Raw genomic sequence first — 25,302 nt, forward strand, 5'->3', positions numbered from 1 at the left:
GAGCGCACCAAGAGCGACACACTCCTGCACACACATCCACACACATCTATGCACCTGTGTGTACCTCTGGCAACACGGAGCACCTTGCCTCTCCGGCTATCCCGGGCATGCAGCTCACGCGGTGTTCAGAGTTTCTTTTCTTCATCAAGGGCGGCCCCTGCGGGGCCGCCTGCCTGCTGTTTCCCTGGCCGGGCCAGCGGGGGCCGCAGGGGCCCGGCGCAAGCGCCACCCTGCGCCCCCGCGGCCCGGCCTGACGGGAAGGCAGGCGGCCCCGCGCCACCAGAGGGGCACGCTTCACCGCAAAGAGATGTCCTCGCCGGACGGGCAGGCCAACAGGGTGAGGGTTCAAGATCGAACGCTGCGGTTCGGTCGTGGCTGATCTGCCCTCACCCCATCGACCTCCCACAGGGCTATCAGGCCGCGTCAAGGGGGCAAGCTTGCGCCGGAGCGTACCGTTGGCATCGGATGTTGCCCCCTTGACACGACCTGATCGGTCTACGACAGGTCGACGGGGTGAGGGCAGAGGCCCTCCCTTGGAGGTGGGGAACCCAAGTTGGTTGCCTGTCAAGGGCCGGCGCGTTGCTGTTCACGCAGCGCAGACAACGGGAGTCGGTGGCTACGTCGCTATAGTCGCGATCATGGCGAAAGGTCGTGACGACGATCGGTCCGTGGCTGAGCGGATCAATCTATTCCGCCGTAAGGCGCTGGAGTTCACCGAGCACAGATCCGCCGGGGCCTTTACAACGGTGCGAACAACCTGGAGTCGCGACACCGGGCTGACTGGGACTGAGCTTGACGAGGTGGAGCTGGATTCGCTGCTCATGCGCGCGCGTGTATTCGACGAGCGCAACGACAAGGCAGTCGCACTGGCGACCATCACACGCGTGCTGAGAGGCGAGTTAGCCGGGCATCCGGAGCGGGTTGCGGAACTCGACGAGTTGCGCCGGCTGCAAAGAGCAAGGAGGCGTAAGCACCTGCGTGCGGGGGAGGGCCCGGTCGAGCCGGGAACTTTCACTGCGGAAGACCTTGTTGACCTTGGGGGCTACGGAAGCATCTGGCACCTTGATGCAGATAAGCAGCGCCACCACGACGCGATGGTTGATGCGGGCGCAGGCCTGCTGCTCCACCAGGCGCAGCTGCTAAACCTGCAGCTGCTACTAGCAGAAGTTCGCGAGACGGTGCGGTTCATCGATCGGTGTGAGGCCGCTGGCATCCAATGGAGCAACTCGCGGGCGTAGTCAGCGCACAGTCAGCAGCATGCGCGTCACGTGTCGGCATCACCCAACACATAACAGCAGGTCAGGGAATCTCTTTAGCATCAGACGCCACCGAAAAACACCAGGTCAACACTAGACCGCATCATTCGGGTCGAAGAGGTCGTGGGTTCAAATCCCGCCACCCCGACGCAGAGAAGGGCCTTGGCCGGTTTCCGGCCAAGGCCCTTCTCTTGTTTCTAGGCGGGTTCGGCGAGGAAGGTTCGGGCTGTTTCTCGGATTGCCGGTGGGTTGAAGTGGCTCTGCTGCCAGGTTTTCGTGCGGAGCGCTCCTCGGTCTCGGTAGGCGCGCATGATGCGGACGTGATCAGCTCGGGCCACGAAGCGGTGGAGGTCCGCTTCGGTTCGCCACACCGAGATCGCGCCTGATCGCGGGCGCCGCAGGTCGGGCGTCAGCCACAGCCACATCCCGATCGCGCCTTCGAGGCCGGGCCACGTCTTCCGGAGGGCCATCCCTCGGGTTGCGACGCCGAAGGTCGTCCGCGGTCGGTGCGGCGTGAACTCGGTGACGCTCACGATCACCGGATCGCCGCTGGTCGCGAGGGCCCTCGCGGCTCCGGGCTTCCAGCGCGCGAACCAGATGTCGGTCATGGTGGCTCCTCGGCAAGAAATAGCACGCTCGTTCGTGCTTGTTTATACGCAAGTGACCGCACGGTCGTCCACCTTCTCTCGCTAGACTCGGCCGCTCCCGAGGCAGGAGGTGGACAGGTGGCCGATCGGCGGATCGAGCGTGGCAACCAGACCCGTCAGCTGATCTTGCGGCGCGCCGTGGATCTGGCTTCCGTCGAGGGGCTGGACGGGCTGTCGCTCGGGCGCCTCGCCGGCGAGCTCGAACTGAGCAAGAGCGGCGTGTTCGCGCTGTTCGGCTCCAAGGAGGACCTGCAGCTCGCCACCATCGGCGCCGCCACCAAGATCTTCGTCGAGCACGTGATCGAGCCCGCCAACGCCGCACCGCCGGGCATCGACCGGCTGTGGCGCACCTGCGACGGCTGGCTGACCTACTCCCGGGACCGGGTCTTCCCCGGTGGCTGCTTCTTCTACGCCGCCTCGGCCGAGTTCGACGCGCGCAGCGGCAAGGTCCACGACGCGCTGGTCGCCGCTCGCGCCGACTGGTCGCGTCACCTCGAACAGACCGCGCGGGACGCGCAGCGAGCGGGCGAAGTGGTGTCCGGCACCGACATCCCGCAGCTGGTCTTCGAGCTCGCCGCGTTCCTGGAGATGGCCAACGCCGAATCGGTGCTGCACGACGAATTCACCTGCTACGACAAGGCTTTCCGAGCCGTGCTGAACCGCCTCCGCGCCGTGGCAACCGACCCGGCTGCGCTCCCGGCGTGACGGCGGTTTCCCGCCAGCCCAGCGACGATCGAGGCGGACATTCCGCGTGCTGCCCATCGAACAGCCGCACGACCACCCCGAGCGAACCGGCGAATCTTGGCCAGTCATATCGGTACATCATGTACCGTTATGGCTATGACCACTACACCCGCTGAATGGCCGTCTGGACTCGACGTCGCGCAGGTCCGGGTGGCCCGGCCCACCGACCGGCTCGCCGAAGTCGAGCAGTTCTACGCCGAGGTCATCGGACTGCCGGTGATCGGCCGGTTCGAGAACCACGCCGGTTACGACGGTGTGATGCTCGGCCTGCCCGGCACGGGCCACCACCTGGAGTTCACCTCGCACACCGACGGCAGCCCGTGCCCGGCTCCGACCGCGGAGAACCTGCTGGTCCTGTACTTCCACGGCGACGCCCGGATGTACGACGTGGTCGAGCGACTGGCCGAGGCCGGGCACGAACCGGTCCCGGCGGAGAACCCGTACTGGGCCGGCGTCGGCGCCCTGACCTTCGAGGATCCGGACGGCTGGCGGGTCGTCCTGGTGCCCAAACCGGTCTTCTAGAGTCCGGCGCATGGCCCGCACCAGAGAAGCCCGGATCGACGACGCCGTCCTGGCCGCCGCGGTCGACCTGCTCAGCGACGTCGGCTACCGGCAGCTGACCATGGGCGCGGTGGCCGCCAGGGCCGGCGTCCACCGGCCCGCGGTGTACCGACGGTGGCCGTCCAAGCCCCACCTGGTCGTCGACGCGGTGGCCCGCCAGATGGGGCTGACTCCCACGCCCGACACCGGAGACCTGCGCAGCGACCTCGTCACCGGCATGTCGACGCTGGTGCGCGCGCTGTCGGGAACACCGCTGGGCCATGCGCTGCCAGGGCTGATCGCCGACCTCGCCTCGGACCCCGAGCTGGCCACCGAGTTCCGCCGCCGCGTCTTCGACGCGCGCCGCGAAACGACCGCCAACACCTTGCGCTCGGCGATCCGGCGGGGCGAGATCCAGCCCGACACGGACGTGGACTTCATCCTCGACGCCCTGGCCGCACCCCTGTACTACAGCGTGCTGTTCGGGCACCGGCCGCTCACCGACCACCTCGCCGAACAGTCCGTCGACCTCGTCCTGGCGGCCATCCGCGTGCGATGACACGCCTCGGCGCGACCGCGCAGGATTCTCCTCATTCCTCCTGGGCCGGTGTGCGCTGCCGACTGGGTTCGGGTGGTGCGCACAGCGCGGCGAGAACAGCCTGGAGGGCGAGGGACACCGGCCCGATCAGCGGCAGATCGGGCCCGGCTCCGAACGCGATCGCACCGGCCCACGACACCCCCAGGGCCGCCACCAGCACGGCGAGGTAGCGGAGGAGGAACCGGCAGGCCGCCGAAGAGGTCCACAACGACCGCGCCATGGTCACCGCGACCGCGCAGAACAGCACGCAGCTGAACAGCCACATCGCGTACAGCGTCAGCTTGGGGCCGGCAGCGGTGTCGCTCGCCAGCAGCTCGGCCGGCCAGGACATCAGTGTGCCTTCGACGGTGTGGAAGACCGCGTTGAAAGCGGCGTTGATCAGCGCGATCCACAGCAGCACCAGTCGTCCACGACCGCGACGGGCCTGAGCCGCCGGCGGACCTGGAGATCGGGCCGGGCGGGCCAGCCAGGTCAGGACCGCCACAGCTGCGGGCAACGCCCATTCCGGGACCGAAAGCGGCCCGTGCACCACCCAGAGCCCGGTCACCGCGTACAGCACCGCTTGGGATCCGTTCAGCAGCGCAAGACAGCCGAGGACCGGCCTGGTCACGGACGCCGGCCGGTTCCGCAGCAGCACGAGGACGACGGGACAGGTCCAGAAGATCGCCGTCATGCCGTGCCACATCATCCGCAGCGCCTGCTGGGACTCGGCGGGGGCGTCGCTGGCCATCAGGGCTTCGATGACCGGGGCGGCCTGCACGAATGTGCGCAGCACCGCGGTCACCGTCGCCAGGGCCACGGCAGCCCCCAGTGCCCACATCCGTGGAAGGGTCGCCGCCTCGCTCGAATCCGTCCTCGTCTTCAGCGGGTTGTTCATGTCACCCCTTCGATCCGGCCATGCGGCCAGTTACGGAACCGTCGGTTTCGATACTCATGGTCTCGTATGATGCGCGCATGCCTACTCGGAATCAAGCTCGGAACCAGGGGGGCCGACCCCGGGACAGTCGCGTCGACGACGCCATCGCCTCCGCCGTTCTGGAGCTGCTGAGCGAGGTGGGGTACGCGCGGCTCACGATGGCCGAGGTGGCCGCACGAGCCGGCGTGGGCAAGGCGGCGATCTACCGGCGCCACGCCACCAAACAAGAAATGATCTTCGACGTTCTCGTGCAGGGCCAGTTCCTGGACGTGGTGCCCGACAACGGATCGCTCCGCGCCGACCTGGCGGCCGTGCTCGCCGACATCGCGGACAACATGGCCTCTCCGCCACCGGGGACGCTGCCCGGCCTGCTCGCCGACATCCACGCCGACCCCGTGCTGCTAGACCGGTTCGACGAGAAGTACCTCGGAGCCCAGCGCCGGACGCTCGCGGAGATCCTGGACCGCGCGGCCGCGCGCGGCGAGGTCGCCGACCGGCCCGACCCGGCCGCCCTCAACGCCCTGCTGGTCGGCCCCGTCTTCGCCTGGCTGTTCCTGCTGTCCGAATCCCCCGACCGGCTCCCCGCGCTCACCTCCGCGCTTCTCGACGCGGCACTCGCCCTCACCGGGCCTTCCGACAGCGGGGTGGTGACGCCCGACTCCGGTTCGCCGGACTAGGCGCACGACCACGTGACGGCTGTTTCCCGCCAGCTTCCGGGCTGTTCCGGCGCGAGGATCTAGGCATGACATTCCGCGTGCTGCCCATCGAAACCGGCGTGCTGGACGAGCTCCGCAAGTCCGATGACGCCGGGCGGGAACCACGGGTCCACATCGAGGACGACGAGTACGGCCAGCCGCTGCGGTGCTGCTTGCGGCGGAGCAAGCCGGGCGAGCGGCTCATGCTCGTCTCCTACGCGCCGCTGCGGCGCTGGGCTCGGGACAACGGCGCCGAACCCGGGCCGTACGAAGAAGTCGGGCCGGTCTTCATCCACGCCGAGGCCTGCGACGGGCCGGAGAACCCGGAGTGGCCGGAAGCGCTGCGCGGCACCCGCCGGGTTCTCCGCGCCTACAACGGCAACGGCGAGATCCTCGGCGGCAGCCTGCTCGACGGGCGGACCGAGCTCTCCGAGCGCACCGCCGACGACCTGCTGCGGGATCCGGAGATCGCGCTAGTGCACGTGCGGGCCGTCGAATTCGGCTGCTTCCTGTTCGAAGTTCGGCGCTGATCGCCTGTCGCGTCCGCAGGTCGCGGGGCCATCGGGCACTATCGACGGGGTGAGCACCTACCCCGAGGCGAAGATCCCCGAGAAGCTTTTCGACGACCCCGAGCGGGAGGCTCGGTGGCGGGCCCGCTTCAGCGCGCCGCGCGTGTCGTTGCCGGACTGGGCGCGCGACGCCCCGCAGCGCAGCCTGTACGTGTCGAACTTCAGCGGCACCTGGGAGCTCTACGCGTGGGACCGCGACGCGGACAAGCACCGCCAGGTCACCGACCGTCCGAACGGGACGTTCCACGGCACGCTGTCCGCCGACGGCGAGCAGATCTGGTGGTTCGACGACACCGACGGCGACGAGTTCGGCAGCTGGCGGGTCGAGCCGTTCGCCTCGGGCGAGGCCCGGCCCGCGCTGCCCGGCACGCACCCCGGCTACCCGGCAGGCCTGGAACTCGGCCGGTCGATGATCGGCATGGGCATGTCCACCGATGACGGCGTGACGGTCTGGGTGGTGCGCGACGGCAAGCCCGAGGTGCTCTACGAGCACGAGCAGGACGGCGGGCTGTCCGCGATGTCCTGGGACGAGTCGATGCTGGTGATCTCGCACTCCGAGCACGGCGACAGCCGCCACCCGGCGCTGCGGGTGCTGCGCACCGACGGTTCCGAGGTGGCCGAGAAGTGGGACGGTCCGGGCAAGGGGCTGGACGCGCTCGCCTTCGCGCCGGTCACCGGCGATCCCCGGCTGCTGGTGCTGCACGAGCGCCGCGGCAAGGAGGAGCTGCTGGTCTGGGACGTCGTGGCGGACAGCGAGACGGAGATCGAGCTCGACCTGCCCGGCGAGGTCTCGGCCGACTGGTACCCGGACGGCGAGGCGCTGCTGATCGCGCACACCCACCACGCGCGCACCACCATGCACCGCTACGACCTGGCCGCGAAGACCCTCACCGAGCTCGCCACGCCGCCGGGGACGGTGGCGGGCGCGTCGGTGCGGCCGGACCACGCCGTGGAGTACGTGTGGTCGTCGGCGGCGACGCCGTCGCTGATCCGCACCGTGTCCGCCGATGGCGAGGACCGCGTCCTGCTGACGCCGCCCGGTGACCGGCCGCCGGGTTCGGAGGTCCTCACCGACGTGTTCGTGGAGGTCCCGTACGGGCCGAACGACACGGTGCACGCGCTGGTGGCCCGCCCGGCCGGTGCTCCCGACGGGCCGCTGCCGACGGTGTTCAACCTGCACGGCGGCCCGCACGCGGCGGACGAGGACCGGTTCTCGGCCTACCGCGCGGCCTGGCTGGACGCCGGGTTCGCCGTGGTGGAGATCAACTACCGGGGCTCCACCGGGTACGGCTCGGCCTGGCGCGACGCCATCGAGGGACGGCCGGGGCTGACCGAGCTGGAGGACGTCGCGCGGGTGCACGACTGGGCGCTCGAGGCCGGGCTCACGACTCCGGCGCAGAGCGTGGTCGCCGGCGCGTCCTGGGGCGGGTACCTGACGCTGCTGGCGCTGGGCACGCAGCCGGAGCGGTGGGCGGGCGGTGTCGCCGGAGTTCCGGTGGCCGACTACGTCTCCGCCTACGCCGACGAGATGGAGCCGCTGCGGGCCTACGACCGCGCGCTGTTCGGCGGTTCGCCGGAGGACGTGCCGGACGTGTACGAGAAGGCCTCGCCGATCACCTACGTGGACCAGGTGCGGGTGCCGACGCTGGTGCTGGCCGGGGACAACGACCCGCGCTGCCCGATCCAGCAGATCCTGAACTACCTGGACCGGCTGGGGCAGCGGGACGTCCCGTTCGAGTTCTACCGCTACGACGCGGGCCACGGCTCGCTCGTGGTGTCGGAGACGCTGCGCCAGGTCGCGGCGGAGATCCACTTCGCCCGCCGCGCCGTCGGCCTGGGCTGAGCGCTGAGCGGTGGGCCGCGGTTCCGGACGGGACCGCGGCCCACCGCGGACCGTCACAGGGCTTCGGCCCGGACGACGTCGAGGTTGTGGAAGGTGGGTTCCTCCTCGCAGAGGTCCCGCATCTTCCGGGACAGCGCGTCGGTCTCCGGCAAGCGCGAGTTGCGCATCGCCTCCTCGTAGGACGGGAACTCCACGAACTCGTAGTAGATCCCCGGCTTCTCGTGCTCCTGGGCGAGCACCGTCCGCGTCGCGGTGCGCTTGCCGCCGGTGGCCTCCTCCCACTCGTCGAGCAGTTCGCCCAGCTGCTCGCGCTTGCCCGTCTTGAACTCGATGAGCTGCACGAAGTTCATGCCGTCCGGACCCGTGGCGTGCTCGTCCTCCAGCAGTCCGCGGATCTGCTCGCGCAGCTGCGGGGTGTCGTCGTGCTGGTGCACCGACACGGCGTGCTCCACCGCGGCGCGGAGCACCTCCTCTTCCTCTCCGACGAGGGTGAGCGTGCAGCCGGACTCGCTCGGGAACCTGCGGCAATCGGCTACCTTCCTGGCCATGGCGGCTCTCCTGTCCTGCGGCCGGAGTGGCGCAGCCATCCCAGCTCGCGCTCGTACTGCGGATCGGGGTGGGTGGCGACGCCCTGCACCAGCGGGGCGCGCACGTGCGCGGCGGGCCAGAACCACTCGGCTCGGCGCACCACCAGTCCGGCCAGCTGCATCTGGATCAGGACTTCGACGTTGAGGCGGCAGCGGCGAGCTCCGCGGAGCATCTCCTGCGCCTTGTCCTGGGCCTGCCCGACCACGCCGGGCGCTCGGGTGTGCTCGAGGAAGAGCAGCTGGCCGATCGGGCGAAGCACGCGCTTGATCTCCAGCAGCACTGCGCGCGGTTCTTCCGCGCAGCACAACGAGAACCGGTTGACGACCACGTCGAAGGCGTCGTCCGGGAACGGCAGCCGAGCCGGGTCCGCTTCAACCGGATCCACCGCGAGGTCACCTCGGGCGCGGCGCGCTTCGGGCGTGGCGCCGAGCAGCGCCAGGTACCGGATGTGGCGGTAGCCGAGCAGGTCTTCCGGGGCGAATGCGCCGATGTCGAGCACCTGGCCGGCCGCCCGCTTGCCGGTGAGGGCTCGGAACCGTTGGAGCATCTCGACTGGTGCGGGCACGTCCGCTCGCTTGTAGTGGCACCGCACGCGCACCGCGTACTCCATGTCCGCAGCATGCGCCCCGCGCAGGCCTCCTACCAGGGGATTCCGGCCCACGACTGGTCCGTTCCGGTGGCAGCGCTGGTCAACTTTTGATCGAAAACGCAAGAATGGTGGCCATTTCACTCAACACCGAGCAGACGAGGTGGGGAAATGGCAGGCGTCAGCAGACGGGGCTTCCTGGGCGCGGTCGGCGTCGGCGGGCTCGCCCTCGGCATGTCCGTCGGCACCAACCGGGTGCTCGCGCAGGCGCAGGAGCGGTCCGGGCTGACCGTGCGCGGCGACGAGTTCCTGCTCGACGGCGAACCATTCCGGATCATCGCCGGGGAGTTCCACTACTTCCGCACCCACCCCGACCAGTGGCGGGACCGGCTGGTCCGGATGCGCGCGCTCGGGCTCAACAGCGTGGACACCTATGTCGCGTGGAACTTCCACGAGCCGCGGCGCGGCGAGGTGGACTTCACCGGCTGGCGCGATGTGGTGCGCTTCGCCGAGCTCGCCGGCGAGGTCGGGCTGAAGGTCGTCATCAGGCCCGGGCCGTACGTCTGCGCCGAGTGGGACTTCGGCGGCCTGCCCGCCTGGCTGCTCGCCGACCCCGACCTGCCGCTGCGCTGCGACGATCCGGCCTACCGGGAGCTGGTCGACGCCTGGTTCGGCGAACTGCTGCCGCGGTTGGCACCGCTGCAGGCCACCCGCGGCGGCCCGGTGATCGCCTTCCAGGTGGAGAACGAGTACGGCAGCTACGGCAACGAGCAGCAGCACCTCGCGCACCTGCAGAACACGTTGCGCGGCAACGGGATCGACAGCCTGCTGTTCTGCTCGAACGGCCCGTCCGAGTACATGCTGCGCGGCGGGAACCTGCCGGACGTGCTGGCCACGGTCAACTTCAGCGGCGATCCGACCGAGCCGTTCGCCGCGCTGCGCCGCTACCAGCCCGAAGGCCCGATCTGGTGCACGGAGTTCTGGGACGGCTGGTTCGACCACTGGGGCGAGCAGCACCACACCACCGATCCGGCCCAGACGGCCGCGGACGTGTCGAAGATGCTGGCCGCCAACGCCTCCGTGACGCTGTACATGGGCGTCGGCGGCACCAACTTCGGCTGGTGGGCGGGCGCGAACTACGACGACGCCGCCGACCGGTACCAGCCGACGATCACCAGCTACGACTACGACTCACCCATCGGCGAGGCCGGTGAGCTGACCGAGAAGTTCCACCGGATCCGCGAAGCGATCGCCGAGCACGCGCCGGTGCCCGGCGAACCGCTGCCGCCGCTGCCACCCCGGCTCCGCGCGCAGAGCGTGCGGCCCGACGCCTCGGTCGGACTGCTGGAATCCCTCGACGTGCTGAGCGAACCGGTGCATCGGTCGGCGCCGGTGCACATGGAGGCGCTGGGGCAACCGCACGGCCTGATCCACTACCGCACGCGCATCCAGGGCCCGCGCGAGACGGCGGGGATCAAGGTGCGCGGGCTGGCCGACCGGGCGCTGGTGTTCGCCGACGGCGAGCTGCTCGGCACGCTGGACCGCAACGAGCCGCAGGGATCGGTGGAGGTGCCGGTGCCGGGCGAGTCCGTGCAGCTGGACCTGCTGGTCGATCCCGGCGGCCGGATCAACTTCGGGCACCGGCTCAACGATCCCAAGGGCATCACCGACCGCGTGCTGCACGGCGCGCAGGCCCTGTTCGGCTGGGAGATCCGCCCGCTGCCGCTCGACGACCTCACCGGCCTGCGCTTCCGCCCCGGCACCACCGCCGGGCCCGCCTTCCACCGCGCGACGCTGCGGATCGGCGAGCCCGCGGACGGGTTCCTCGCGCTGCCGGGCTGGACGAAGGGCCTGGTGTGGCTGAACGGGTTCCTGCTCGGCCGCTACTGGTCGATCGGCCCGCAGCGCACCCTGTACGCGCCGAGTCCACTGTGGAGGAGCGGGGCGAACGAGCTGGTGGTGCTCGAACTCCACGAGCCCGGCGGAGCGCTCGAACTCCGCTCCGAACCCGACCTCGGCTGAGCGGTCAGCGCAGGTCGAGGCGGTAGTCCAGCTCGTCGAGGTGCTGGCCCCACTGGCGGACGGACCTCCGCTCGGTGCAGCGGAAACCGGCGTCGAGGTAGAGGTGCGCGGCGGCTTCCAGCTGACCGACGGTCGAGAGCAGGATCCGCTCGAAGTCGCGTTCCCGCGCGTACTCCAGCAAGGCGCGGATCAGGCGTTTGCCGACGCCGGAACCGCGCACCTCGGGCGAGACCAGGAACCACCGCAGCTTCGCGGTGCCCGCGCCTTCGTCGGTGAGGCCGACGGTGCCCACGACCTCGCCGTCCCGCTCGGCGAGCCAGAGCCGCCCCGGTTCGGCACCCGGCTCGTCGCGGGCTTCGCCCAGCGCCTCGGCGAATGCGGCCAGACCCTTGGCGACGTGCGCTTCGAAGCGTTCGTCGAAGGAGTGCTCGCGCGCGTAGAACCGGCCGTGCATGGCCAGCACGGTGCCGAGGTCGCCGGGCCTCGGGCCGACGCGAACGGTGATCTCGGAAGGCATCTCAACTCCCGTCGGTGAAACAGTTGTTTCACTCGTACGCTAGCAGTCCGACCGACACCGGAACAGAAGGCGACGATGACTGAGCGGGACACGGGACGCCGGAGCGAACTGCTCGCGAAGCTCCTGGACTACTCCGCCACGCACGGCCTGTCGGAGGTCTCGCTGCGCCCGCTCGCGGCCGCGGTCGGCTCCAGCCCGCGGATGCTGCTGTACTTCTTCGGCTCCAAGGAAGGCCTGGTCCGCGAGGTGCACCGGCACGCCCGCGACGTCCAGCTCCAGCTGCTCGCCGACACCCTCGCCGACTGCCACGACCGCACCGAGGCGCTGCGCGGGCTGTGGCACTGGCTCAGCTCCGCAGCGCATCACGACGTGATCCGGTTCTTCTTCGAGAGCTACGCGCGCTCGCTGCGGGGCGGCGCGTGGGAGGGCTTCGGCGAGGCCAGCGTCCGCGAATGGCTGCCGCCGCTCCAACGCGCGCTCGGCGGCTCCGAGGCGGAGGCCACGCTGGTGCTGGCCGCGCTGCGCGGGCTGGTCCTCGACCTGCTGGCCACCGGTGACGCAGCGCGCGTGGACAGCGCGTTCGAGGCCCTGCTCGCCAACATGTGAAATAGTCGCCGACGCGGAATATCTGCCTGCGCGTGGTTGTCCGTGTCTGACGTGAGCCATCTCTTCGAACCGATCAAGCTGCGCGACCTCGTCATCCGCAACCGCGCGTGGGTCTCGCCGATGTGCCAGTACTCGGCGACCGACGGCGTGCCCAACGACTGGCACCTGGTGCACCTCGGCCAGTTCGCCACCGGCGGCGCCGGGCTGGTCATCTCCGAGGCGACCGCCGTGGCCCCGGAAGGCCGGATCAGCCCGCAGGACACCGGCCTGTGGAACGACGAGCAGGTCGCCGCCTGGCGGCGCATCAACGACTTCCTGCACGCGCAGGGCGCGGCCACCGGCGTGCAGCTCGCGCACGCCGGGCGCAAGGCGTCCACCTCCGCGCCGTGGGAGGGCGGCCAGACGGTTCCGGCGTCCGAGGGCGGCTGGGAGACGGTGAGCTCCACCGGCAACGCCTTCGGCAACAACGCCGCGCCGCGCGCCCTGACCGAAGCCGAGGTCGCGGAGCTGCCCGCCCAGTTCGCGGCCGCCGCGCGCCGGGCCGAGGAGGCCGGCTTCGACGTGGTCGAGCTGCACTTCGCGCACGGCTACCTGGCGCACCAGTTCTACTCGCCGCTGGTCAACGACCGCACCGACCGCTACGGCGGCGACTTCGACAACCGGGTGCGGGTGCTGCTGGAGATCACCGAGGCGGTCCGCGAGGTGTGGCCGGCTGACCGGCCGCTGTTCGTCCGGATCTCGGCGACCGACTGGGTCGAGGGCGGCTGGACCGGCGAGGACTCGGTGCGGCTGTCCCGGCTGCTGGCCGAGCGCGGCGTGGACCTGGTGGACGCCTCCACCGGTGGTGCGGTGCCGAAGGCGGACATCCCGATCAGCGCGGGTTACCAGGTGCGGTTCGCGCGCCAGGTGCGCAACGAGGCGGACGTCCCGACGGCGGCCGTCGGCCTGATCACCTCGCCCGAGCAGGCCGAGGAGATCGTCGCATCGGGTTCGGCGGACGCGGTCCTGCTCGGCCGCGAGCTGCTCCGCGACCCGCACTGGCCGCTGCGCGCGGCCGACCGCCTGCACGCGGACAACATCTGGCCGAAGCAGTACGAGCGCGCCCGCCGCATCTGACCGGCGGTTCGAGGGGATATTCCGAGGTGGCGGGCACCTTCGCCGGAGGTGCCCGCCACCGAATTGTGCGTCCATAGTGGATTCACCCGGGGGCTTTCGGCCGAAGTTGACCGGGCTGGGCCCGACTCGCGTAATCTCGGCTCAGGAACCCGCCGGACGTGAAGATGGACATGCGTACAACACCAGTCACAGCAGCCGCCGCGCTGGCCCTCACCGGCCTGCTGCTCTCGGGGTGCGCGACCGCGGACAGCGACGCACCCGCATCGGAGGCGGAACCGCTGGTCGGACCGTCGCTGGCCGGGTTCGACCCGTGCTCGGCGCTCTCCCAGAGCGATCTCCAGCACGTCGGCGTCACCCAGCCCGGGGAGCAGGTCGACGAGAACGGCGAGATCGGCTGCGACTTCCGCGGCGACGACGAGTTCCTGCTGCGCATCTCGAAGGCGGAGACCACCGATCTCGCGAGCTGGGAGCGGCAGCGCGGCGTGTTCAGCAGCTTCGAGCCGAACGCGGTCGGCGCTCGCGAGGGGATCAGCGCGGTGCCCGCCGGAGCGCCGGAGTTCTCCTGGTGCAGGCAGATCATCGCCGTCGGCGACGGCTCGGTCTCGGTGGAGATCAAGTACAACGCCGACACCGGGCGGGCGGACCCGGAAACCTGCGCGAAGGCCCTGGACATCGCGCAGGTCCTGGAGCCCGCCCTGCCCTGACCCGTGAGCGCTTCGTGGGGCCATAAGCACCCCGAAGCGCCACGATGCGAGATCACGTCCTTGTCGCTGCGCTGGTCCGACTCGAACTTCGGCATAGGTGTTCGCCCCGGGAATCCGTCGACCCCGGGGAAAACGCCTACCTGGTCAGTCCGTGCTGATCGCGGTGAGGATGTCCGCCTGGGTCGCCCGCCGAGCCGGTAGTACCGCTGCCGCCACCGCCGCAAGGCTGATGCCTACCAGTGCTGCGGCGATCACCGTGTGCGGTACCTGGAAGTCCAGCAGGCGCTGGCCGAACATCGCGTGCTGCATGACCGCCCCGGCCGGAACCCCGATCACCACCCCGAGCAGGGTTCCGAAGATCGAGATCACCACGCTCTCCACGCGGATCATGCGGCGCACCAAGCCCCTGGCAGCCCCGATCGCGCGGAGCACACCTATCTCACGGGTGCGTTCCAACACCGCCAGTGCAAGCATGTTGACCACGCCGAACACGGCGATCAAGATCGCTACCGCGAACATCGCGTACATCAGGGCGAAACCTAGCGCCTGCTGCGCAACCCCCTGTTCGACCAGCGTTTCCCGGTCACCGACCAGCACGTCCGGTCGGTCGCGGAACGCCGTCTCGATGGCCTGCCTGGCCAGGCCCGGATCGGGCCCGGTCGCGTACAGCGCGGTCATCTGGTCGTGCAGCGATTCCGGCGCGTCCGCCACGTCCACGAAGATGGCCGCCTGAAGCTCGGTGGCGTCGTAGACGCCGACGACAGGTCGGGTGATCGTGGTCGTGGCATCCAGTTCCAAGGTCAGCTGATCGCCCAGGCCTACCTTCAGCATGTCCGCCTGGTTCTTCGAGACCACCACGCCGCGAGTCAGGTCGGTGGTGCCCGCCGTCAGCGTCGGGGTGAGCACCGTGCCGAGGGCGCTGGGTTCGATCAGCGAGATCCGCCGCACCGTTTTGCCGCCGTGGTAGCCGACCTCGACCAGCACGTCGCGGCTTCCCGCCACCTCCGTGACCCCGGGCAGCTCGCGGAGCCGGACGGCTTCGGCGGGCGTCAGCGCGGAATCACCGCCCGCGGCCGACTGCAGTACCGTGCTCGTCTCTGGTACGTTCGCCCGGATCGTCGAGGCGATCAGGCCGGAGAACGTCGCGCTGAGCGTCCCGAACGCGCACACCAGCGCCACCCCCACCGTGATCGCGGAGGCGGTGCCCGCGGTACGCCTCGGATTGCTAGCCGCGTTGCGCAGGCCGAGCCGCAGCGCCGGCCGTCGAAGTCCGATCCGGGCCAGCGGCCGCAAGATGCGCTCGGCGAGCAGCGGCGCGAGCAGGATCAGCCCGATCGCGCCGAGCACCGCCCCGGCCAGCGCGACGATGCGCGCGGTGTTCGATCCACTTGGATCTGCTGTGGCCAGCACCAATGCCGTGGCAAGGACGAGCAGACCCAGCCCGAGCACGAAGCGCAGGCGCCCTGGCTCGTCGGCGTTGTCGGTACGCATGGCCGCGACAGGCGGCACGGCTGCGGCGCGGCGCGCGGAGCTGTACGCCGCGAGCACCGTCCCCAGCACCGCCACTCCGTACCCGAGCAACACGGCCTGCGGGCTGACGGTGAACTCGATCTCCTCGTCCGGGCGCAGCACCGCGACCAGCGACGGGGCCAGCGCGATGCCCGCCAGCGTGCCGAGCGTGCCGCCGGCCAGTCCGAGCAAGCAGGCTTCTAGCACGATCGCCAGCCTCACCTGGCGTTTTCGTGCGCCGACGGCGCGCAGCAGGGCGAACTGCCGGGTCCGCTGGGTGATCAGCATGGTGAACGTGTTGGCGATGACGAACATCCCCACCAGCAGCACGACCGCAGCGAACGGCAACATGATCAGCATCAAGTCGAGCACGTTCGACTCGGCGTTCGCAGCGAGTTCCGCGGCAAGGTCGTCACCGGTTTCGACGTGGTGGTCGGCTGGGAAGAGCTGTCGCGCCGCCGTCCGCACGGCCTCCGGCGAAGTTCCTTCCGCAAGCGACAATTCGATCCGGTGATAGTCGGACCCGAGGAGTTCTTCGGCCGTCACTGGCGGGTAAGCCACCACGGGAACCGCGTCGGAGGACCGATCGACGGCTGAAATGGCGTCCGGGCCGAGCTGGCGGTAGTCGAACAGCGCGGTCACCACGGGATGGTCGGTTCGGCCATCAGCGAGCAGCACCTGCACCGAATCGCCCACCGCGATCCCGGCCGACTCGGCGTCCGTGCGGTTGAGAGCGACCTGGCCGCGCTCGGTCGGCGGGTGCCCCGCCGTCACGGTGAAGCGCTGATCACTGCTCCAGTTCGTCCCGGCCCGATCCAGGACCGTGGCGGTGCGAGCCAGCTTGCCGTCTTGACCGATGAGCCCGGCCCGCCCGACGACCACGCCTTCGGCGCGCGCCACCCCCGGCAGCTCGGCCAACCGGTCCCGGTCAGCAGCGGTGAGCACCGGACGCGTTCCTGGTCCTTGCACCGAAACACCCACGTCCCGGCGCACTTCCCGGTCGGCGAGAGTGCTGGCGATCGAGTCGCTGACCACCCAGCTGCCGACCGTCGCGGCAACGCCGAGCGCGACCGCCAGCAGCATCAGCGCCGCGCGTCCCCGGTGCGCGAGCAGGTCGCGGAACATGCTCTTCAGCATCAGACCGCTGTCCTCTCGAAGGACTTCATGCGCTCCAGCACGCGGTCCGGGGTCGGTGCGTCGAGCTCGTCCACCAGCTGTCCGTCCTGGAGGAAGAGCACGCGATCCGACCAGCCGGCGGCGCTCGGCTCGTGCGTCACCATCACCACGGTCTGGCCGAGCCCGTCCACGCTGCGGCGCAGGAAACCGAGCAGCTCGGCGGAGGACGCGGAGTCCAGAGCACCGGTCGGCTCGTCGGCGAACACCACGTCGGGCCGCGTGATCAGCGCACGCGCTGCGGCGACCCGCTGCTGCTGACCACCGGAGAGCTGGCTGGGCCGGTGGGACAAGCGGTCGTGCAACCCCATCGCGTCGACCACCTCCGTCAGCGCGTCCGGGGCGGGCTTGCGCCCGGCCAGTTCCAGCGGCAGCGTGATGTTCTCCAGCGCGGTGAGCGCGGGCAGCAGGTTGAACGCCTGGAACACGAACCCGATCCTGTCCCGGCGCAGCTCGGTCAGCACGTCGTCGCGGAGCCCGGTCAGCTCGGTGTCCCCGAGCCACACCTGGCCCTCGTCGACCTGTTCCAGGCCCGCGACGCAGTGCATGAGCGTCGACTTGCCGGAGCCGGACGGGCCCATGATCGCGGTGAACTCCCCCCGCCGGAACTCCACGTCCACTCCGGCAAGTGCGGCCACCCGGGAGTCGCCCGCGCCGTACCGCTTCACCAGCCCGCTCGCTCGGACAGCGGCTGTTCGCTTCGTCATGAGCGAAATTCTGCGACTGCGGACCGGGCCCGCACATCAGCGGAAAAGCCAGGACTACCTGCGATTTAGGCTGCGGCGCGGCTAATCCAAAGTTGCGGCCGAGGCAGCCCGAAAGCCGAGGCACGCCGAAGTGCGGGTGGCCTACGGTCAAATCGTGGTACGGCGAGCGGCACTCCGCAGACACGGGAGCTTGGCACTGCTGGCGGCGATGGTCGTCGGCGGCGCTTTCCTGCCGCGGAACGGAATGGGGCTTCCGCTATCGCTGGCGGGCTCCCCCGTCGCCGCGGCCACGTTCGCAGCGGCGTCGCTGGTCGCCGTTCTGCTGCTGCCGCGCCGGCGGTGGCCGTTGATCGCGGTCGGACTGCTGGGCTGGCTGCTGCTGTCGGCCTGGGTGACGTTGTGCGTCGGCTCGTACCTGGTCACCGAGGCCACCCGGAGAGTTCCGTTGTTGCTCGGATACTTCGCCGGGGCAACAGCGGTCGCGGTGCTGCCGACGGTCCTCGGCGTGCTGATCAGCATGCCGGGGCTCGGCGGTGATGATGCGCTCGGGTCCATCGGCGGGGCGGCGCTGTTCGTCTGGCTGCCCCTGGTGATCGGGTTGTGGAACCGAGCCCGTCTCGACGTGCTGGAGGGACTGCGGGAACGCGCCGCGCAACTGGAACGTGAGCAGACGGCCCGCGCGGAACAGGCGCGGCTGCACGAGCGAACCCACATCGCGCGCGAAATGCACGACGTCGTCGCGCACCGGGTGTCGCTGATGGTGCTGCACGCCGGTGGTCTGGAGGTCAACGCCCAGGACCCGCGCACCGCCGCCACCGCCGAACTCATTCGCGTCACCGGCAAAGAAGCACTCGTACAGCTCAGGAACGTGCTCGGGGTGCTCAAGGAAGGCGAGGTGGGACCGCAACCGACGTTGGCGGACCTCGACCGGCTGCTGGCGCAGTCCCGCGAGGCCGGCATTCCGGTGGTCCGGCACGACGCGGGAACGCCGCTGCCGCTGCCGGTCCTGATCGAGCAAGCCGCCTACCGTGTCGTGCAGGAGGCGTTGACCAACGTGCACAAGCATTCCGGGACCGCCCGCACCGACGTAGAACTGCGCTACACCCGAACGGAAGTGGAGGTGACAGTGATCAACGAGGCGCCACGAGACCGCGTCGAACCGCTGCCCGGCACCGGCATGGGCCTGATCGGCCTGCGGGAACGCGTCAAGCTGCTCGACGGCGAGTTCACCGCCGGGCCGACCGACGGCGGGTTCACGGTGCGCGCCCGCTTCCCGCTAGGAGCGGCGGCCTCATGATCCGCGTGCTGCTGGTCGACGACGAATCGCTGGTGCGCGCCGGACTGCGGATGGTGCTGGAACCGGCCGACGACATCGAAGTGGTCGCCGAGGCCGCGAACGGCAGCACAGCGATCGAGGCGGCGGTCGAGCACCGGCCGGACGTCGTGCTGATGGACGTCCGCATGCCCGGCGTGGACGGGCTGACCGCGCTCAAGGAACTGCGCCGCCTCCCGGACCCACCCAGTGTGATCATGCTGACGACCTTCGACCTGGACGACTACGTGCACACCGCGCTGCGCGACGGGGCCGCCGGATTCCTGCTCAAGGACACCTCGCCGCGTGAGCTGGCGAACGCCGTCCGGATCATCGCCGACGGCAGCGCCATGCTCACCCCGAGCGTCACCAAACGGCTGATCGACACGTTCGCGGGAATGGCGACGGGGAACCTCACCGCAGCGCGACAACGGCTATCGGTGCTGACCGGCCGTGAGAGCGAAGTGGTGCGGGCAGTAGCGCTCGGCTTGTCCAACGCAGCGATCGCCCGCGACCTGGCGATGAGCGAGGGAACGGTGAAAGCCCATGTCAGCCGTTCCCTCACCAAACTGGGGCTGACGAACCGGGTGCAACTGGCCCTGCTCGTCCGCGACGCGGGCCAGTAGCTCCGGCCGGCGCGGACGGAGCTACCGTTCCCCGCCCTCGCTCACGACGCGAGCTGCGATTGCCACATCCAGTGGGCCTTCTCCAGCTCCGCGGCGATGGCGATGAGCAGGTCCTGGGTCACCAGGTCGGTCTTGTCGGTCTCGTCGATGCGGGCGCGCAGGCGGCGGATCAGCTCGCCGAGCGACTGGGTCATCGCCTCGATCACGGCCTTGTCGCTGCGCCAGTCCGACTCGAACTTCGGCAGGCCGGAACCCGACGCCACCGTCGCCGCGCGGCCGTCCGGTGAGACGCCGATGGCCGCGGCGCGCTCCGCGACGTCGTCGGCGAAGCCGCGGGCGGTGGAGACCAGTTCGTCGAGGTGCAGGTGCACGTCGCGGAAGAAGCGGCCGACGACGTTCCAGTGCGCCTGCTTGGCGACCAGGTGCAGGTCGATCAGGTCGAGCAGCGTCGCCTGCAGCAGCTTGCCGGTGATGTCCTGGTCCTGGTCGTTGAGCGGGCTGGTGATCGGAGCCATGAGCGGTACAACCTCCTCGGACGCGAGGTGCTTCACCTCTGAGGGTGCTGCTTCCCGGGCATCGACGCACTTCGAGGAACCGTCACGTGCGTCACGGCCACTGCGCTACCCGCACCGCCACGCCTGGAAACTCCGGAGAGATCAAGAAGCGAACTCGACGACCTGGCGGCCGATGGTGCGCAGGACGTTGGCGACCTTCTCGTCGGCGCACTCGCCGCCGGACTCGAAGTGCGTCTCCGCCGAGTTGACCGCGCCGCCGAGCGGCGTCGGCCAGCCGCGCAGCGCGTGCACGACGGAGCGCAGCGCTTGCAGCGTGGTGACGGTGGCCTGCCAGCCGTGCGCGATGCCGATGCAGCCGACCGCGCGTCCGTCCAGGTAGGGGCGCTCGTCGCCGCGCAGGTCCTCGGCGTAGTCCAGGGCGTTCTTGATCAGCCCGGAGACGGTGCCGTGGTAGCCGGGCGAGGCGAGGATGACTCCATCCGCGTTGCGCAGGGCGTCCACCAGTTCCAGCGCGTTGTCGGTGCGCTCGGTCAGCTGCGGGTCGTAGAACGGCAGCGCGAGGCTGCTGCCGGTGATCGCGTGGACCTTCGCACCTGCTTCGCGGGCGCCCGCCAGCGCGGCGTGCAGGGCGCGCTCGGACTGCGAGTCCGGTCGTACCGAGCCACCGATTCCCACCACGGTCAGCGTCATGCGCAAATCCTTCCACCCGCTCGCCGTGCCTGTCTTCCGGCGGACGGGGCCACGCTACGACTTCGAGTCCGGTCGAGGTCAAAGCGGAACGTCGGTGTCTTGAAACACACCTACTTGCAGGTAACCTCAGTGACGCCCTGCTGCCTCCCGGGAAGGTCCACGATGTCCAAGGTCCGCGAACTCGTGGAGGCCGCGGCGCTGCGCGGCATCTTCGCGCTGCCCCGCCCCGCCCGACGGCTCATCGCCGGACGGCCCATCCGCCTGGACGGCCAGGAGCTCGCGCTGGACGCGCAGCTGCTCCTCAAGCTGCAGAAGCTCAGCGGGCAGGAGCAGCTCTCCGCGCCCACGCCGGAGCTGGCGCGCGAGGGCATGCGCCGGGCCACCCGCCTCCTCACCACGTCACCGGTGAACGGCGTCGTCGCCGCCGATCGGACGATCCCGACCGAGAACGGAGAGCTGCCCGCCCGGCTGTACCGGCCGCGCGAGCTCACCACCACCAGCCCGCTGCTGGTGTTCTTCCACGGCGGCGGCTGGGTCATCGGCGACCTGAACAGCCACGACGACGTGTGCCGGTTCCTGGCCAAGCACGCGGGCATCCGGGTGCTGTCGGTCGGCTACCGGCTCGCCCCGGAGTTCCGGTTCCCGGCCGCGCTGGACGACAGCCTCGCCGCCTACCGGTACGCCGTCGACAACGCCGCCGAGCTGGGCACCAGCCGCGATTCGATCGCGGTCGGCGGGGACAGCGCGGGCGGCAACCTGGCGACCTCGGTCGCCCTGCACGCCACCCGGTCGGAGCTGGCCGACCCGGTGTTCCAGCTGCTGATCTACCCGACGGCGGACGGCACCACGCGCCGCCGCTCGCGGGAGCTGTTCGGCAACGGCTTCCTGCTCACCGACGCGGACATGACCTGGTTCATCGACCACTACCAGCCCGAGGTGGAGCTGCGCGCCGATCCGCGACTGTCGGTGCTGCTGGCCGAGGACCTGAGCGGGCTGCCGCCGGCCTACGTGGCCACGGCCGGGTTCGACCCGCTGCGCGACGAGGGCGAGGAGTACGCGCAGCGGCTGGCCGACTCGGGCGTGCCGGTGATCAGCCGCCGGTTCGAGGACCTGATCCACGGCTTCATCAACGCGCGCCAGGTGGCTCCCCGGTTCCAGGAGGCGCTGTTCGAGATCGTCGGCGCACTCCGCGCGGGGCTGTCGCTGCGGAAGTCGTGATGCGCTCAGCCGTCGTCGTCGGTGGCGGGATCGGCGGTCTGGCCACCGCCGCCGCGCTGGTCCGGCACGGCTGGCGGGTGGAGGTGCTGGAACGGGCACCGGAGTTCGCCGAGGTCGGCGCCGGGATCTCGGTGTGGCCGAACGCGTTGCGCGCCTTGGACGCGCTGGGGCTGGGCGACGCGGTGCGCGAACGCTCGGTGCTGTCCGGGCAAGCGGGCTTCAAAGACGCCGGCGGCAGTTGGCTCTCGCGCATGGACACCGCCGAGGTCGTGGCGCGCTTCGGGCCGATGGTGATGCTGCACCGCGCCGAGCTGCTCGACGTGCTGCGCGCCGCGGTCCCGTCTGATGCTCTGCGCAGCGGGGTCGAGGTGCAGCGGGTGCGGGCGGACGGGACCGTCGTGCATTCCGCCGGGGAATCCGGGGCCGATCTGATCGTGGGCGCCGACGGCATCCGCAGCGCCGTCCGCACCTCGGTCTGGGGCAGTTCTCCCGCTCCACGCTACGCCGGTTACGCCGCCTGGCGGATGATCACCGCGCCGGTCGAGGTCGAGGACAGCGGTGAGTCCTGGGGGCGCGGCGAGCGGTTCGGGTTCGCGTCGCTGCCGGACGGGCGGGTCTACTGCTTCGCGGTGGCCAACGCCCCGGAGGGCGCCGCTCGCACCGGATTGGCCGAGCTGGAGCGCAGGTTCGGATCGTGGCACGACCCGATCCCGGCCCTCCTCGCCGCCACGAGCGAGGATTCGGTGCTGCACCACGACCTGTACGAGATGCCGCCGCTGCACTCCTACGTGGCGGGCCGGGTCGCGCTCGTCGGCGACGCGGCGCACGCGATGACGCCCAACCTCGGCCAAGGAGCCTGCCAGGCGCTGGAAGATGCGGTCGTCCTCGCGGAAACCGCGACCAGCGGAGACCTCTCGGCCTACGACCGGGAGCGCCGCCCTCGCACGCAGCGGATCGCGAAGCGCTCCCGGCAGATCGGCGCGATCGCGCAGTGGTCGTCGCGGCCCGCCGTGGCGCTGCGCAACACGGCCCTGCGCTTGACTCCGAACTCGGCCTCGCTCCGCTCGCTGGAGCCGGTGCTCGACTGGCGCCGCTGAAGCCGAGCCGCGTTTTCGCGTGGAATCGGCACGCGCTGGGCAGCCGAAGCCGACGACGGCTGCGTTCGGTCGTTACTGGCCGAGGAGTTGGCGGAGGCGGTTGAGGAGGTCCTCTCTGCTGGTCGCGCCCAGGCGTTGCTTTATGCGGCTGATGTGGTGCTCCACCGTTTTCGCCGAGATGAAGAGGCGCTTGCCCACCTGCTTGTAGGTCAGGCCCGCCAGGACCAGCTCAGCGACTTCCTTCTCCCGCTCGCTGAGCATTCCGTTCTCGTCGCCGCGCACCGCTCGCGGGCGCGGTGGTTTGCCCTGCAGCGCCCGGGCGCATTCCAGCAGCGCCAGCATCGCGCGACGGTCCGTGGTCCGGATCGCCGCTTGGCCGGCCAGCCTCGCTCCGTCCCAGGCGAGTCCGGCCGCGTGGAGGGCTCGGGCGGTTCGCTCCGCCTCGTCCTGGTCAACCTGACCGGCGAGGATTCCCAGCCACACCCGGGCCGCTTCGGCCATCGCCGCCGCCAGCGGGTTGTGGTGGGCCATGCCGGCGAGTTCCGCCGCGCGCTGCTGAGCCGTGTCCAGCTCGTCGAGGACGATCGATGCCTGGAGGCGCTTCCAGGTCAGCATCGACGTCCACAGCGGCGGATTGCCCAGGCGGTCGAGCAGGGCCAGCGCTTCGGTCAGGTAGGGCTCGATCCATTCCTGGTCGCGCAGGCGGGCCGCGGCGATCAGGAGTTCGCCGAGCGGGAGCAGGGAGAACAGGTCCACCGAGTGCTCCGCGACGACCTGGCGGGCTTGCCCCCGGGCGGCCGCGAGGGCGGCCATGTCGTTGTCGCGGCTGGCGATCCCGGCTTCGATCGCCGTCGCGACCAGGCGGTCGCGGGCGGTCATCTCGCCCTTCGGGAGCTTCGCCCGCGCGGCCACCGTGTCGCCTCGCACCAGCGGCAGCCACGCCGCCAGCAGGCGGTGCCGGTGGTGCAGCAGCGGGCCTCCCGTGCCGGTGTCGATCGCTCGGTCCAAAGTGGACTGCGCGACGTCCAGCTCACCGCAGTGCAGGGCGACCAGGGCGGCCACCGAGGCAGGCGAGTCGGGCAGCAGCACGCCGCGTCCCACCGGTTCCGACAGCGACGCCGAGCGCACCAGCGTGGACAGCGCGATGGAGGCCGATCCGGTGACGGATTCCCGCACGCCGGCGGCCAGTTGCACGGCGGCGCCGGTCATCGACGTCGGCGGCCCGGCGTCGTCGGAGGAGTTCAGCAGCTCGTCGGCATCGGCCAGCCGACCGGACCCGATCAGGCCGACGGCCGCGAAAGCCCGGTCGCCCGGCCACCGCAGCCGCCCGACCGACCAGCGGCACATCTCCGCGGAGCGCTCCAGCAACCCGCGCTGGGCCAGCACGCTCGCCGCGACCTGCACGCCGAGCTCGCGGTCCGGCACCGCCGCGTCGACGATCACCTGATCTGCCAGCCGCAGCGCCTCGTCCAGCTCGCCCGCCACGGCCGCCGCCCGCGCCCGCCGCGCAGCGACCGACGTGGCGGGAGCACCGGCCGACACCGCCGCGTCGAACAGGCGCGGTGCCAGCTTCGGCGCATCCAGCATCGCCTCTTCGCCGGCCTGCTCGAACGCCTTGGCCAGCGTCGCTTCCGGGAGCAGCGCTATCTCGGCACCCAGCAGCGGGCTGACCAGGGGCAGCACCGGGCCGCCCCGGGCCAGCTGCGTTTCGACCAGGCGGCGGGTCACCTTGAGCCGCCGCTCCCACGGCGTCAACCGCAGCACCGCCGCGCGCACGATGGGCAGCAGCACGTCGTTCGCCGCCACCAGCCCACCGGCGCGCACCGCCAGCAGCGCGGCGCCGACCGTGGCGGCGTCCAGATCGAGCAGCGCCGCGAGCAGATCCGGGTGCGGCGTCGCGCCGACGGCCATCGCCGTCACGCACGCCTGCCCGGCCTCGCCGAGCTGGTCCAGGTCGTGCTGGAACTGGTCGAGCGCCCGCGCGGACAGCTGCATGACGCCCGGTTCGACGGTGCCCAGCACGCGGCTGACGTACCGGGGAACGCCGCCGGTCTGCGCGTGCAGCCAGCGGATCCAGTCGGCGGAGGCGGTTCCGACCTGGACCGCCAGTTCTTCCGGGCTGAGCGCGGAGAGCAGCACCGGCGCACCGAGTTCGCCGATCAGCTCGGCCAGCGCATCGGGCCGCGGGCCCGGCCGGTAGGCGACCAGCAGGCGGGCCCCCGGCTGCCGGGCGAGCTCGACCAGCCGGGCGAGCGCGGGCTCGTCGAGGCGGTGCGCGTCGTCGACCAGCACCGCGCCCTCGTCCGCGCGGTCCAGGTCGGTCGCGCCGAGCACCGGGACGCCGGCGGCGCGGTAGGCGTGCGCCAGCTCGGCCAGCAGCGCGGTCTTGCCGTAGCCGCCGGGGCCTTGGACACCTGCGGTGATCGGCGCGGACGGGGAGGTGGCGACCGCCGACCGGAGACCGGTCGCGTGCCCGTCGAGCAGGGAGGTCGTCGAGTGGTTCAAGCC

At 70.7% G+C, this 25,302-nt stretch carries 25 protein-coding genes; 15 read left to right on the forward strand and 10 right to left on the reverse strand.

Annotated elements, in window-relative coordinates:
* The first annotated feature begins 638 nt into the window (after positions 1-638).
* Positions 639-1,238: a hypothetical protein gene (locus ATL45_RS11475; protein WP_143121754.1), complete on the forward strand. Its 600-nt coding sequence runs from the start codon at positions 639-641 to the stop codon at positions 1,236-1,238.
* Between the two features lie 215 nt (positions 1,239-1,453).
* Here the strand turns inward: ATL45_RS11475 and ATL45_RS39600 are convergent, their stop codons facing one another.
* Entirely contained in the window at positions 1,454-1,864 is a 411-nt protein-coding gene (locus ATL45_RS39600) for a hypothetical protein (RefSeq protein ID WP_093158010.1), read from the reverse strand.
* A gap of 117 nt (positions 1,865-1,981) precedes the next feature.
* Between ATL45_RS39600 and ATL45_RS11485 the strand changes: the two genes are divergently transcribed.
* The 3 genes from ATL45_RS11485 to ATL45_RS11495 all read left to right on the forward strand — a co-directional run bounded on the left by ATL45_RS11485 (position 1,982) and on the right by ATL45_RS11495 (position 3,746).
* Complete coding sequence (locus tag ATL45_RS11485; RefSeq protein WP_093158012.1) at positions 1,982-2,608, forward strand: TetR/AcrR family transcriptional regulator; 627 nt, start codon at positions 1,982-1,984, stop codon at positions 2,606-2,608.
* Positions 2,609-2,743: 135 nt separating this feature from the next.
* The gene (locus ATL45_RS11490; protein ID WP_093158013.1) at positions 2,744-3,169 is read left to right on the forward strand and encodes a VOC family protein; all 426 of its coding nucleotides are present in this window, start codon (positions 2,744-2,746) and stop codon (positions 3,167-3,169) included.
* A 10-nt stretch (positions 3,170-3,179) separates the two neighbouring features.
* Positions 3,180-3,746: a TetR/AcrR family transcriptional regulator gene (locus ATL45_RS11495; RefSeq protein ID WP_093158015.1), complete on the forward strand. Its 567-nt coding sequence runs from the start codon at positions 3,180-3,182 to the stop codon at positions 3,744-3,746.
* Between the two features lie 31 nt (positions 3,747-3,777).
* Here ATL45_RS11495 and ATL45_RS11500 read toward each other — a convergent pair whose 3' ends face one another.
* Positions 3,778-4,605, reverse strand: coding sequence for a hypothetical protein (locus ATL45_RS11500; protein WP_143121755.1), 828 nt, complete (start codon positions 4,603-4,605; stop codon positions 3,778-3,780).
* 134 nt (positions 4,606-4,739) lie between these two features.
* Between ATL45_RS11500 and ATL45_RS11505 the strand changes: the two genes are divergently transcribed.
* The 3 genes from ATL45_RS11505 to ATL45_RS11515 all read left to right on the forward strand — a co-directional run bounded on the left by ATL45_RS11505 (position 4,740) and on the right by ATL45_RS11515 (position 7,808).
* Complete coding sequence (locus ATL45_RS11505) at positions 4,740-5,378, forward strand: TetR/AcrR family transcriptional regulator (RefSeq protein WP_093158018.1); 639 nt, start codon at positions 4,740-4,742, stop codon at positions 5,376-5,378.
* Positions 5,379-5,443: 65 nt separating this feature from the next.
* Positions 5,444-5,926: a DUF1203 domain-containing protein gene (locus tag ATL45_RS11510; RefSeq protein WP_093158019.1), complete on the forward strand. Its 483-nt coding sequence runs from the start codon at positions 5,444-5,446 to the stop codon at positions 5,924-5,926.
* 49 nt (positions 5,927-5,975) lie between these two features.
* Entirely contained in the window at positions 5,976-7,808 is a 1,833-nt protein-coding gene (locus tag ATL45_RS11515) for a S9 family peptidase (protein WP_093158021.1), read from the forward strand.
* Positions 7,809-7,861: 53 nt separating this feature from the next.
* Here the strand turns inward: ATL45_RS11515 and ATL45_RS11520 are convergent, their stop codons facing one another.
* Complete coding sequence (locus ATL45_RS11520) at positions 7,862-8,356, reverse strand: DUF1059 domain-containing protein (protein ID WP_093158022.1); 495 nt, start codon at positions 8,354-8,356, stop codon at positions 7,862-7,864.
* Positions 8,341-9,006, reverse strand: coding sequence for a class I SAM-dependent methyltransferase (locus ATL45_RS11525; RefSeq protein WP_093158024.1), 666 nt, complete (start codon positions 9,004-9,006; stop codon positions 8,341-8,343). The genes ATL45_RS11520 and ATL45_RS11525 overlap by 16 nt, the downstream gene beginning before the upstream one ends.
* Positions 9,007-9,153: 147 nt before the next feature.
* On the opposite strand from ATL45_RS11525, the gene ATL45_RS11530 reads away from it, so the two are divergent.
* Entirely contained in the window at positions 9,154-11,004 is a 1,851-nt protein-coding gene (locus tag ATL45_RS11530; RefSeq protein ID WP_093158025.1) for a glycoside hydrolase family 35 protein, read from the forward strand.
* 4 nt (positions 11,005-11,008) lie between these two features.
* Here the strand turns inward: ATL45_RS11530 and ATL45_RS11535 are convergent, their stop codons facing one another.
* A complete protein-coding gene (locus ATL45_RS11535) occupies positions 11,009-11,521 on the reverse strand; it encodes a GNAT family N-acetyltransferase (RefSeq protein WP_093158027.1) in 513 nt (170 codons plus the stop codon).
* 75 nt (positions 11,522-11,596) lie between these two features.
* Here ATL45_RS11535 and ATL45_RS11540 point away from each other — a divergent pair, with 75 nt between their 5' ends.
* From ATL45_RS11540 to ATL45_RS11550, 3 genes are all read left to right on the forward strand, one after another.
* Positions 11,597-12,127: a TetR/AcrR family transcriptional regulator gene (locus tag ATL45_RS11540; protein ID WP_093158028.1), complete on the forward strand. Its 531-nt coding sequence runs from the start codon at positions 11,597-11,599 to the stop codon at positions 12,125-12,127.
* A 42-nt stretch (positions 12,128-12,169) separates the two neighbouring features.
* Complete coding sequence (locus ATL45_RS11545; protein ID WP_246025287.1) at positions 12,170-13,243, forward strand: NADH:flavin oxidoreductase/NADH oxidase; 1,074 nt, start codon at positions 12,170-12,172, stop codon at positions 13,241-13,243.
* A 170-nt stretch (positions 13,244-13,413) separates the two neighbouring features.
* Positions 13,414-13,947 (forward strand): DUF3558 family protein, encoded by a 534-nt coding sequence (locus ATL45_RS11550; protein WP_093158194.1) that lies wholly within the window; start codon positions 13,414-13,416, stop codon positions 13,945-13,947.
* A gap of 144 nt (positions 13,948-14,091) precedes the next feature.
* Here ATL45_RS11550 and ATL45_RS11555 read toward each other — a convergent pair whose 3' ends face one another.
* Both ATL45_RS11555 and ATL45_RS11560 read right to left on the reverse strand, forming a co-directional pair.
* Positions 14,092-16,593 carry an FtsX-like permease family protein gene (locus ATL45_RS11555; RefSeq protein WP_093158031.1) on the reverse strand — a complete coding sequence of 834 codons (2,502 nt, stop codon included), beginning with the start codon at positions 16,591-16,593 and terminating at the stop codon, positions 14,092-14,094.
* Entirely contained in the window at positions 16,593-17,336 is a 744-nt protein-coding gene (locus ATL45_RS11560) for an ABC transporter ATP-binding protein (RefSeq protein ID WP_093158033.1), read from the reverse strand. The genes ATL45_RS11555 and ATL45_RS11560 overlap by 1 nt, the downstream gene beginning before the upstream one ends.
* A gap of 190 nt (positions 17,337-17,526) precedes the next feature.
* Here ATL45_RS11560 and ATL45_RS11565 point away from each other — a divergent pair, with 190 nt between their 5' ends.
* Positions 17,527-18,633, forward strand: coding sequence for a sensor histidine kinase (locus tag ATL45_RS11565; protein ID WP_211841214.1), 1,107 nt, complete (start codon positions 17,527-17,529; stop codon positions 18,631-18,633).
* Entirely contained in the window at positions 18,630-19,274 is a 645-nt protein-coding gene (locus ATL45_RS11570; protein WP_093158034.1) for a response regulator, read from the forward strand. Before ATL45_RS11565 ends, ATL45_RS11570 begins: the two co-directional genes overlap by 4 nt.
* Positions 19,275-19,315: 41 nt before the next feature.
* Here the strand turns inward: ATL45_RS11570 and ATL45_RS11575 are convergent, their stop codons facing one another.
* Together ATL45_RS11575 and ATL45_RS11580 are read right to left on the reverse strand one after the other, a co-directional pair.
* Positions 19,316-19,789 (reverse strand): Dps family protein, encoded by a 474-nt coding sequence (locus ATL45_RS11575; RefSeq protein WP_093158036.1) that lies wholly within the window; start codon positions 19,787-19,789, stop codon positions 19,316-19,318.
* 141 nt (positions 19,790-19,930) lie between these two features.
* On the reverse strand, positions 19,931-20,479 hold the full coding sequence (locus tag ATL45_RS11580) for an NADPH-dependent FMN reductase (protein ID WP_093158037.1): 549 nt from the start codon (positions 20,477-20,479) through the stop codon (positions 19,931-19,933).
* A 162-nt stretch (positions 20,480-20,641) separates the two neighbouring features.
* On the opposite strand from ATL45_RS11580, the gene ATL45_RS11585 reads away from it, so the two are divergent.
* Both ATL45_RS11585 and ATL45_RS11590 read left to right on the forward strand, forming a co-directional pair.
* The gene (locus tag ATL45_RS11585) at positions 20,642-21,697 is read left to right on the forward strand and encodes an alpha/beta hydrolase (RefSeq protein ID WP_093158039.1); all 1,056 of its coding nucleotides are present in this window, start codon (positions 20,642-20,644) and stop codon (positions 21,695-21,697) included.
* Positions 21,697-22,794, forward strand: coding sequence for an FAD-dependent monooxygenase (locus ATL45_RS11590; protein ID WP_093158040.1), 1,098 nt, complete (start codon positions 21,697-21,699; stop codon positions 22,792-22,794). Before ATL45_RS11585 ends, ATL45_RS11590 begins: the two co-directional genes overlap by 1 nt.
* A gap of 72 nt (positions 22,795-22,866) precedes the next feature.
* Here the strand turns inward: ATL45_RS11590 and ATL45_RS11595 are convergent, their stop codons facing one another.
* Positions 22,867-25,299, reverse strand: a complete 2,433-nt coding sequence (locus ATL45_RS11595; protein ID WP_246025288.1) for a LuxR C-terminal-related transcriptional regulator — start codon at positions 25,297-25,299, stop codon at positions 22,867-22,869.
* Positions 25,300-25,302: the final 3 nt, after the last annotated feature.

Source organism: Saccharopolyspora antimicrobica, from assembly GCF_003635025.1.
Lineage (GTDB): Bacteria > Actinomycetota > Actinomycetes > Mycobacteriales > Pseudonocardiaceae > Saccharopolyspora > Saccharopolyspora antimicrobica.

Excerpts from the sequence above, each read along its gene's own strand:
- ATL45_RS11475 (WP_143121754.1), top strand. The coding sequence starts at position 639 with ATGGCGAAAGGTCGTGACGACGATCGGTCCGTGGCTGAGCGGATCAAT.
- ATL45_RS39600 (WP_093158010.1), bottom strand. The coding sequence starts at position 1,864 with ATGACCGACATCTGGTTCGCGCGCTGGAAGCCCGGAGCCGCGAGGGCC.
- ATL45_RS11490 (WP_093158013.1), top strand. The coding sequence starts at position 2,744 with ATGACCACTACACCCGCTGAATGGCCGTCTGGACTCGACGTCGCGCAG.
- ATL45_RS11495 (WP_093158015.1), top strand. The coding sequence starts at position 3,180 with ATGGCCCGCACCAGAGAAGCCCGGATCGACGACGCCGTCCTGGCCGCC.
- ATL45_RS11500 (WP_143121755.1), bottom strand. The coding sequence starts at position 4,605 with ATGTGGGCACTGGGGGCTGCCGTGGCCCTGGCGACGGTGACCGCGGTG.
- ATL45_RS11505 (WP_093158018.1), top strand. The coding sequence starts at position 4,740 with ATGCCTACTCGGAATCAAGCTCGGAACCAGGGGGGCCGACCCCGGGAC.
- ATL45_RS11510 (WP_093158019.1), top strand. The coding sequence starts at position 5,444 with ATGACATTCCGCGTGCTGCCCATCGAAACCGGCGTGCTGGACGAGCTC.
- ATL45_RS11520 (WP_093158022.1), bottom strand. The coding sequence starts at position 8,356 with ATGGCCAGGAAGGTAGCCGATTGCCGCAGGTTCCCGAGCGAGTCCGGC.
- ATL45_RS11525 (WP_093158024.1), bottom strand. The coding sequence starts at position 9,006 with ATGGAGTACGCGGTGCGCGTGCGGTGCCACTACAAGCGAGCGGACGTG.
- ATL45_RS11530 (WP_093158025.1), top strand. The coding sequence starts at position 9,154 with ATGGCAGGCGTCAGCAGACGGGGCTTCCTGGGCGCGGTCGGCGTCGGC.
- ATL45_RS11535 (WP_093158027.1), bottom strand. The coding sequence starts at position 11,521 with ATGCCTTCCGAGATCACCGTTCGCGTCGGCCCGAGGCCCGGCGACCTC.
- ATL45_RS11540 (WP_093158028.1), top strand. The coding sequence starts at position 11,597 with ATGACTGAGCGGGACACGGGACGCCGGAGCGAACTGCTCGCGAAGCTC.
- ATL45_RS11550 (WP_093158194.1), top strand. The coding sequence starts at position 13,414 with ATGCGTACAACACCAGTCACAGCAGCCGCCGCGCTGGCCCTCACCGGC.
- ATL45_RS11555 (WP_093158031.1), bottom strand. The coding sequence starts at position 16,593 with ATGCTGAAGAGCATGTTCCGCGACCTGCTCGCGCACCGGGGACGCGCG.
- ATL45_RS11560 (WP_093158033.1), bottom strand. The coding sequence starts at position 17,336 with ATGACGAAGCGAACAGCCGCTGTCCGAGCGAGCGGGCTGGTGAAGCGG.
- ATL45_RS11570 (WP_093158034.1), top strand. The coding sequence starts at position 18,630 with ATGATCCGCGTGCTGCTGGTCGACGACGAATCGCTGGTGCGCGCCGGA.
- ATL45_RS11575 (WP_093158036.1), bottom strand. The coding sequence starts at position 19,789 with ATGGCTCCGATCACCAGCCCGCTCAACGACCAGGACCAGGACATCACC.
- ATL45_RS11580 (WP_093158037.1), bottom strand. The coding sequence starts at position 20,479 with ATGACGCTGACCGTGGTGGGAATCGGTGGCTCGGTACGACCGGACTCG.
- ATL45_RS11585 (WP_093158039.1), top strand. The coding sequence starts at position 20,642 with ATGTCCAAGGTCCGCGAACTCGTGGAGGCCGCGGCGCTGCGCGGCATC.
- ATL45_RS11590 (WP_093158040.1), top strand. The coding sequence starts at position 21,697 with ATGCGCTCAGCCGTCGTCGTCGGTGGCGGGATCGGCGGTCTGGCCACC.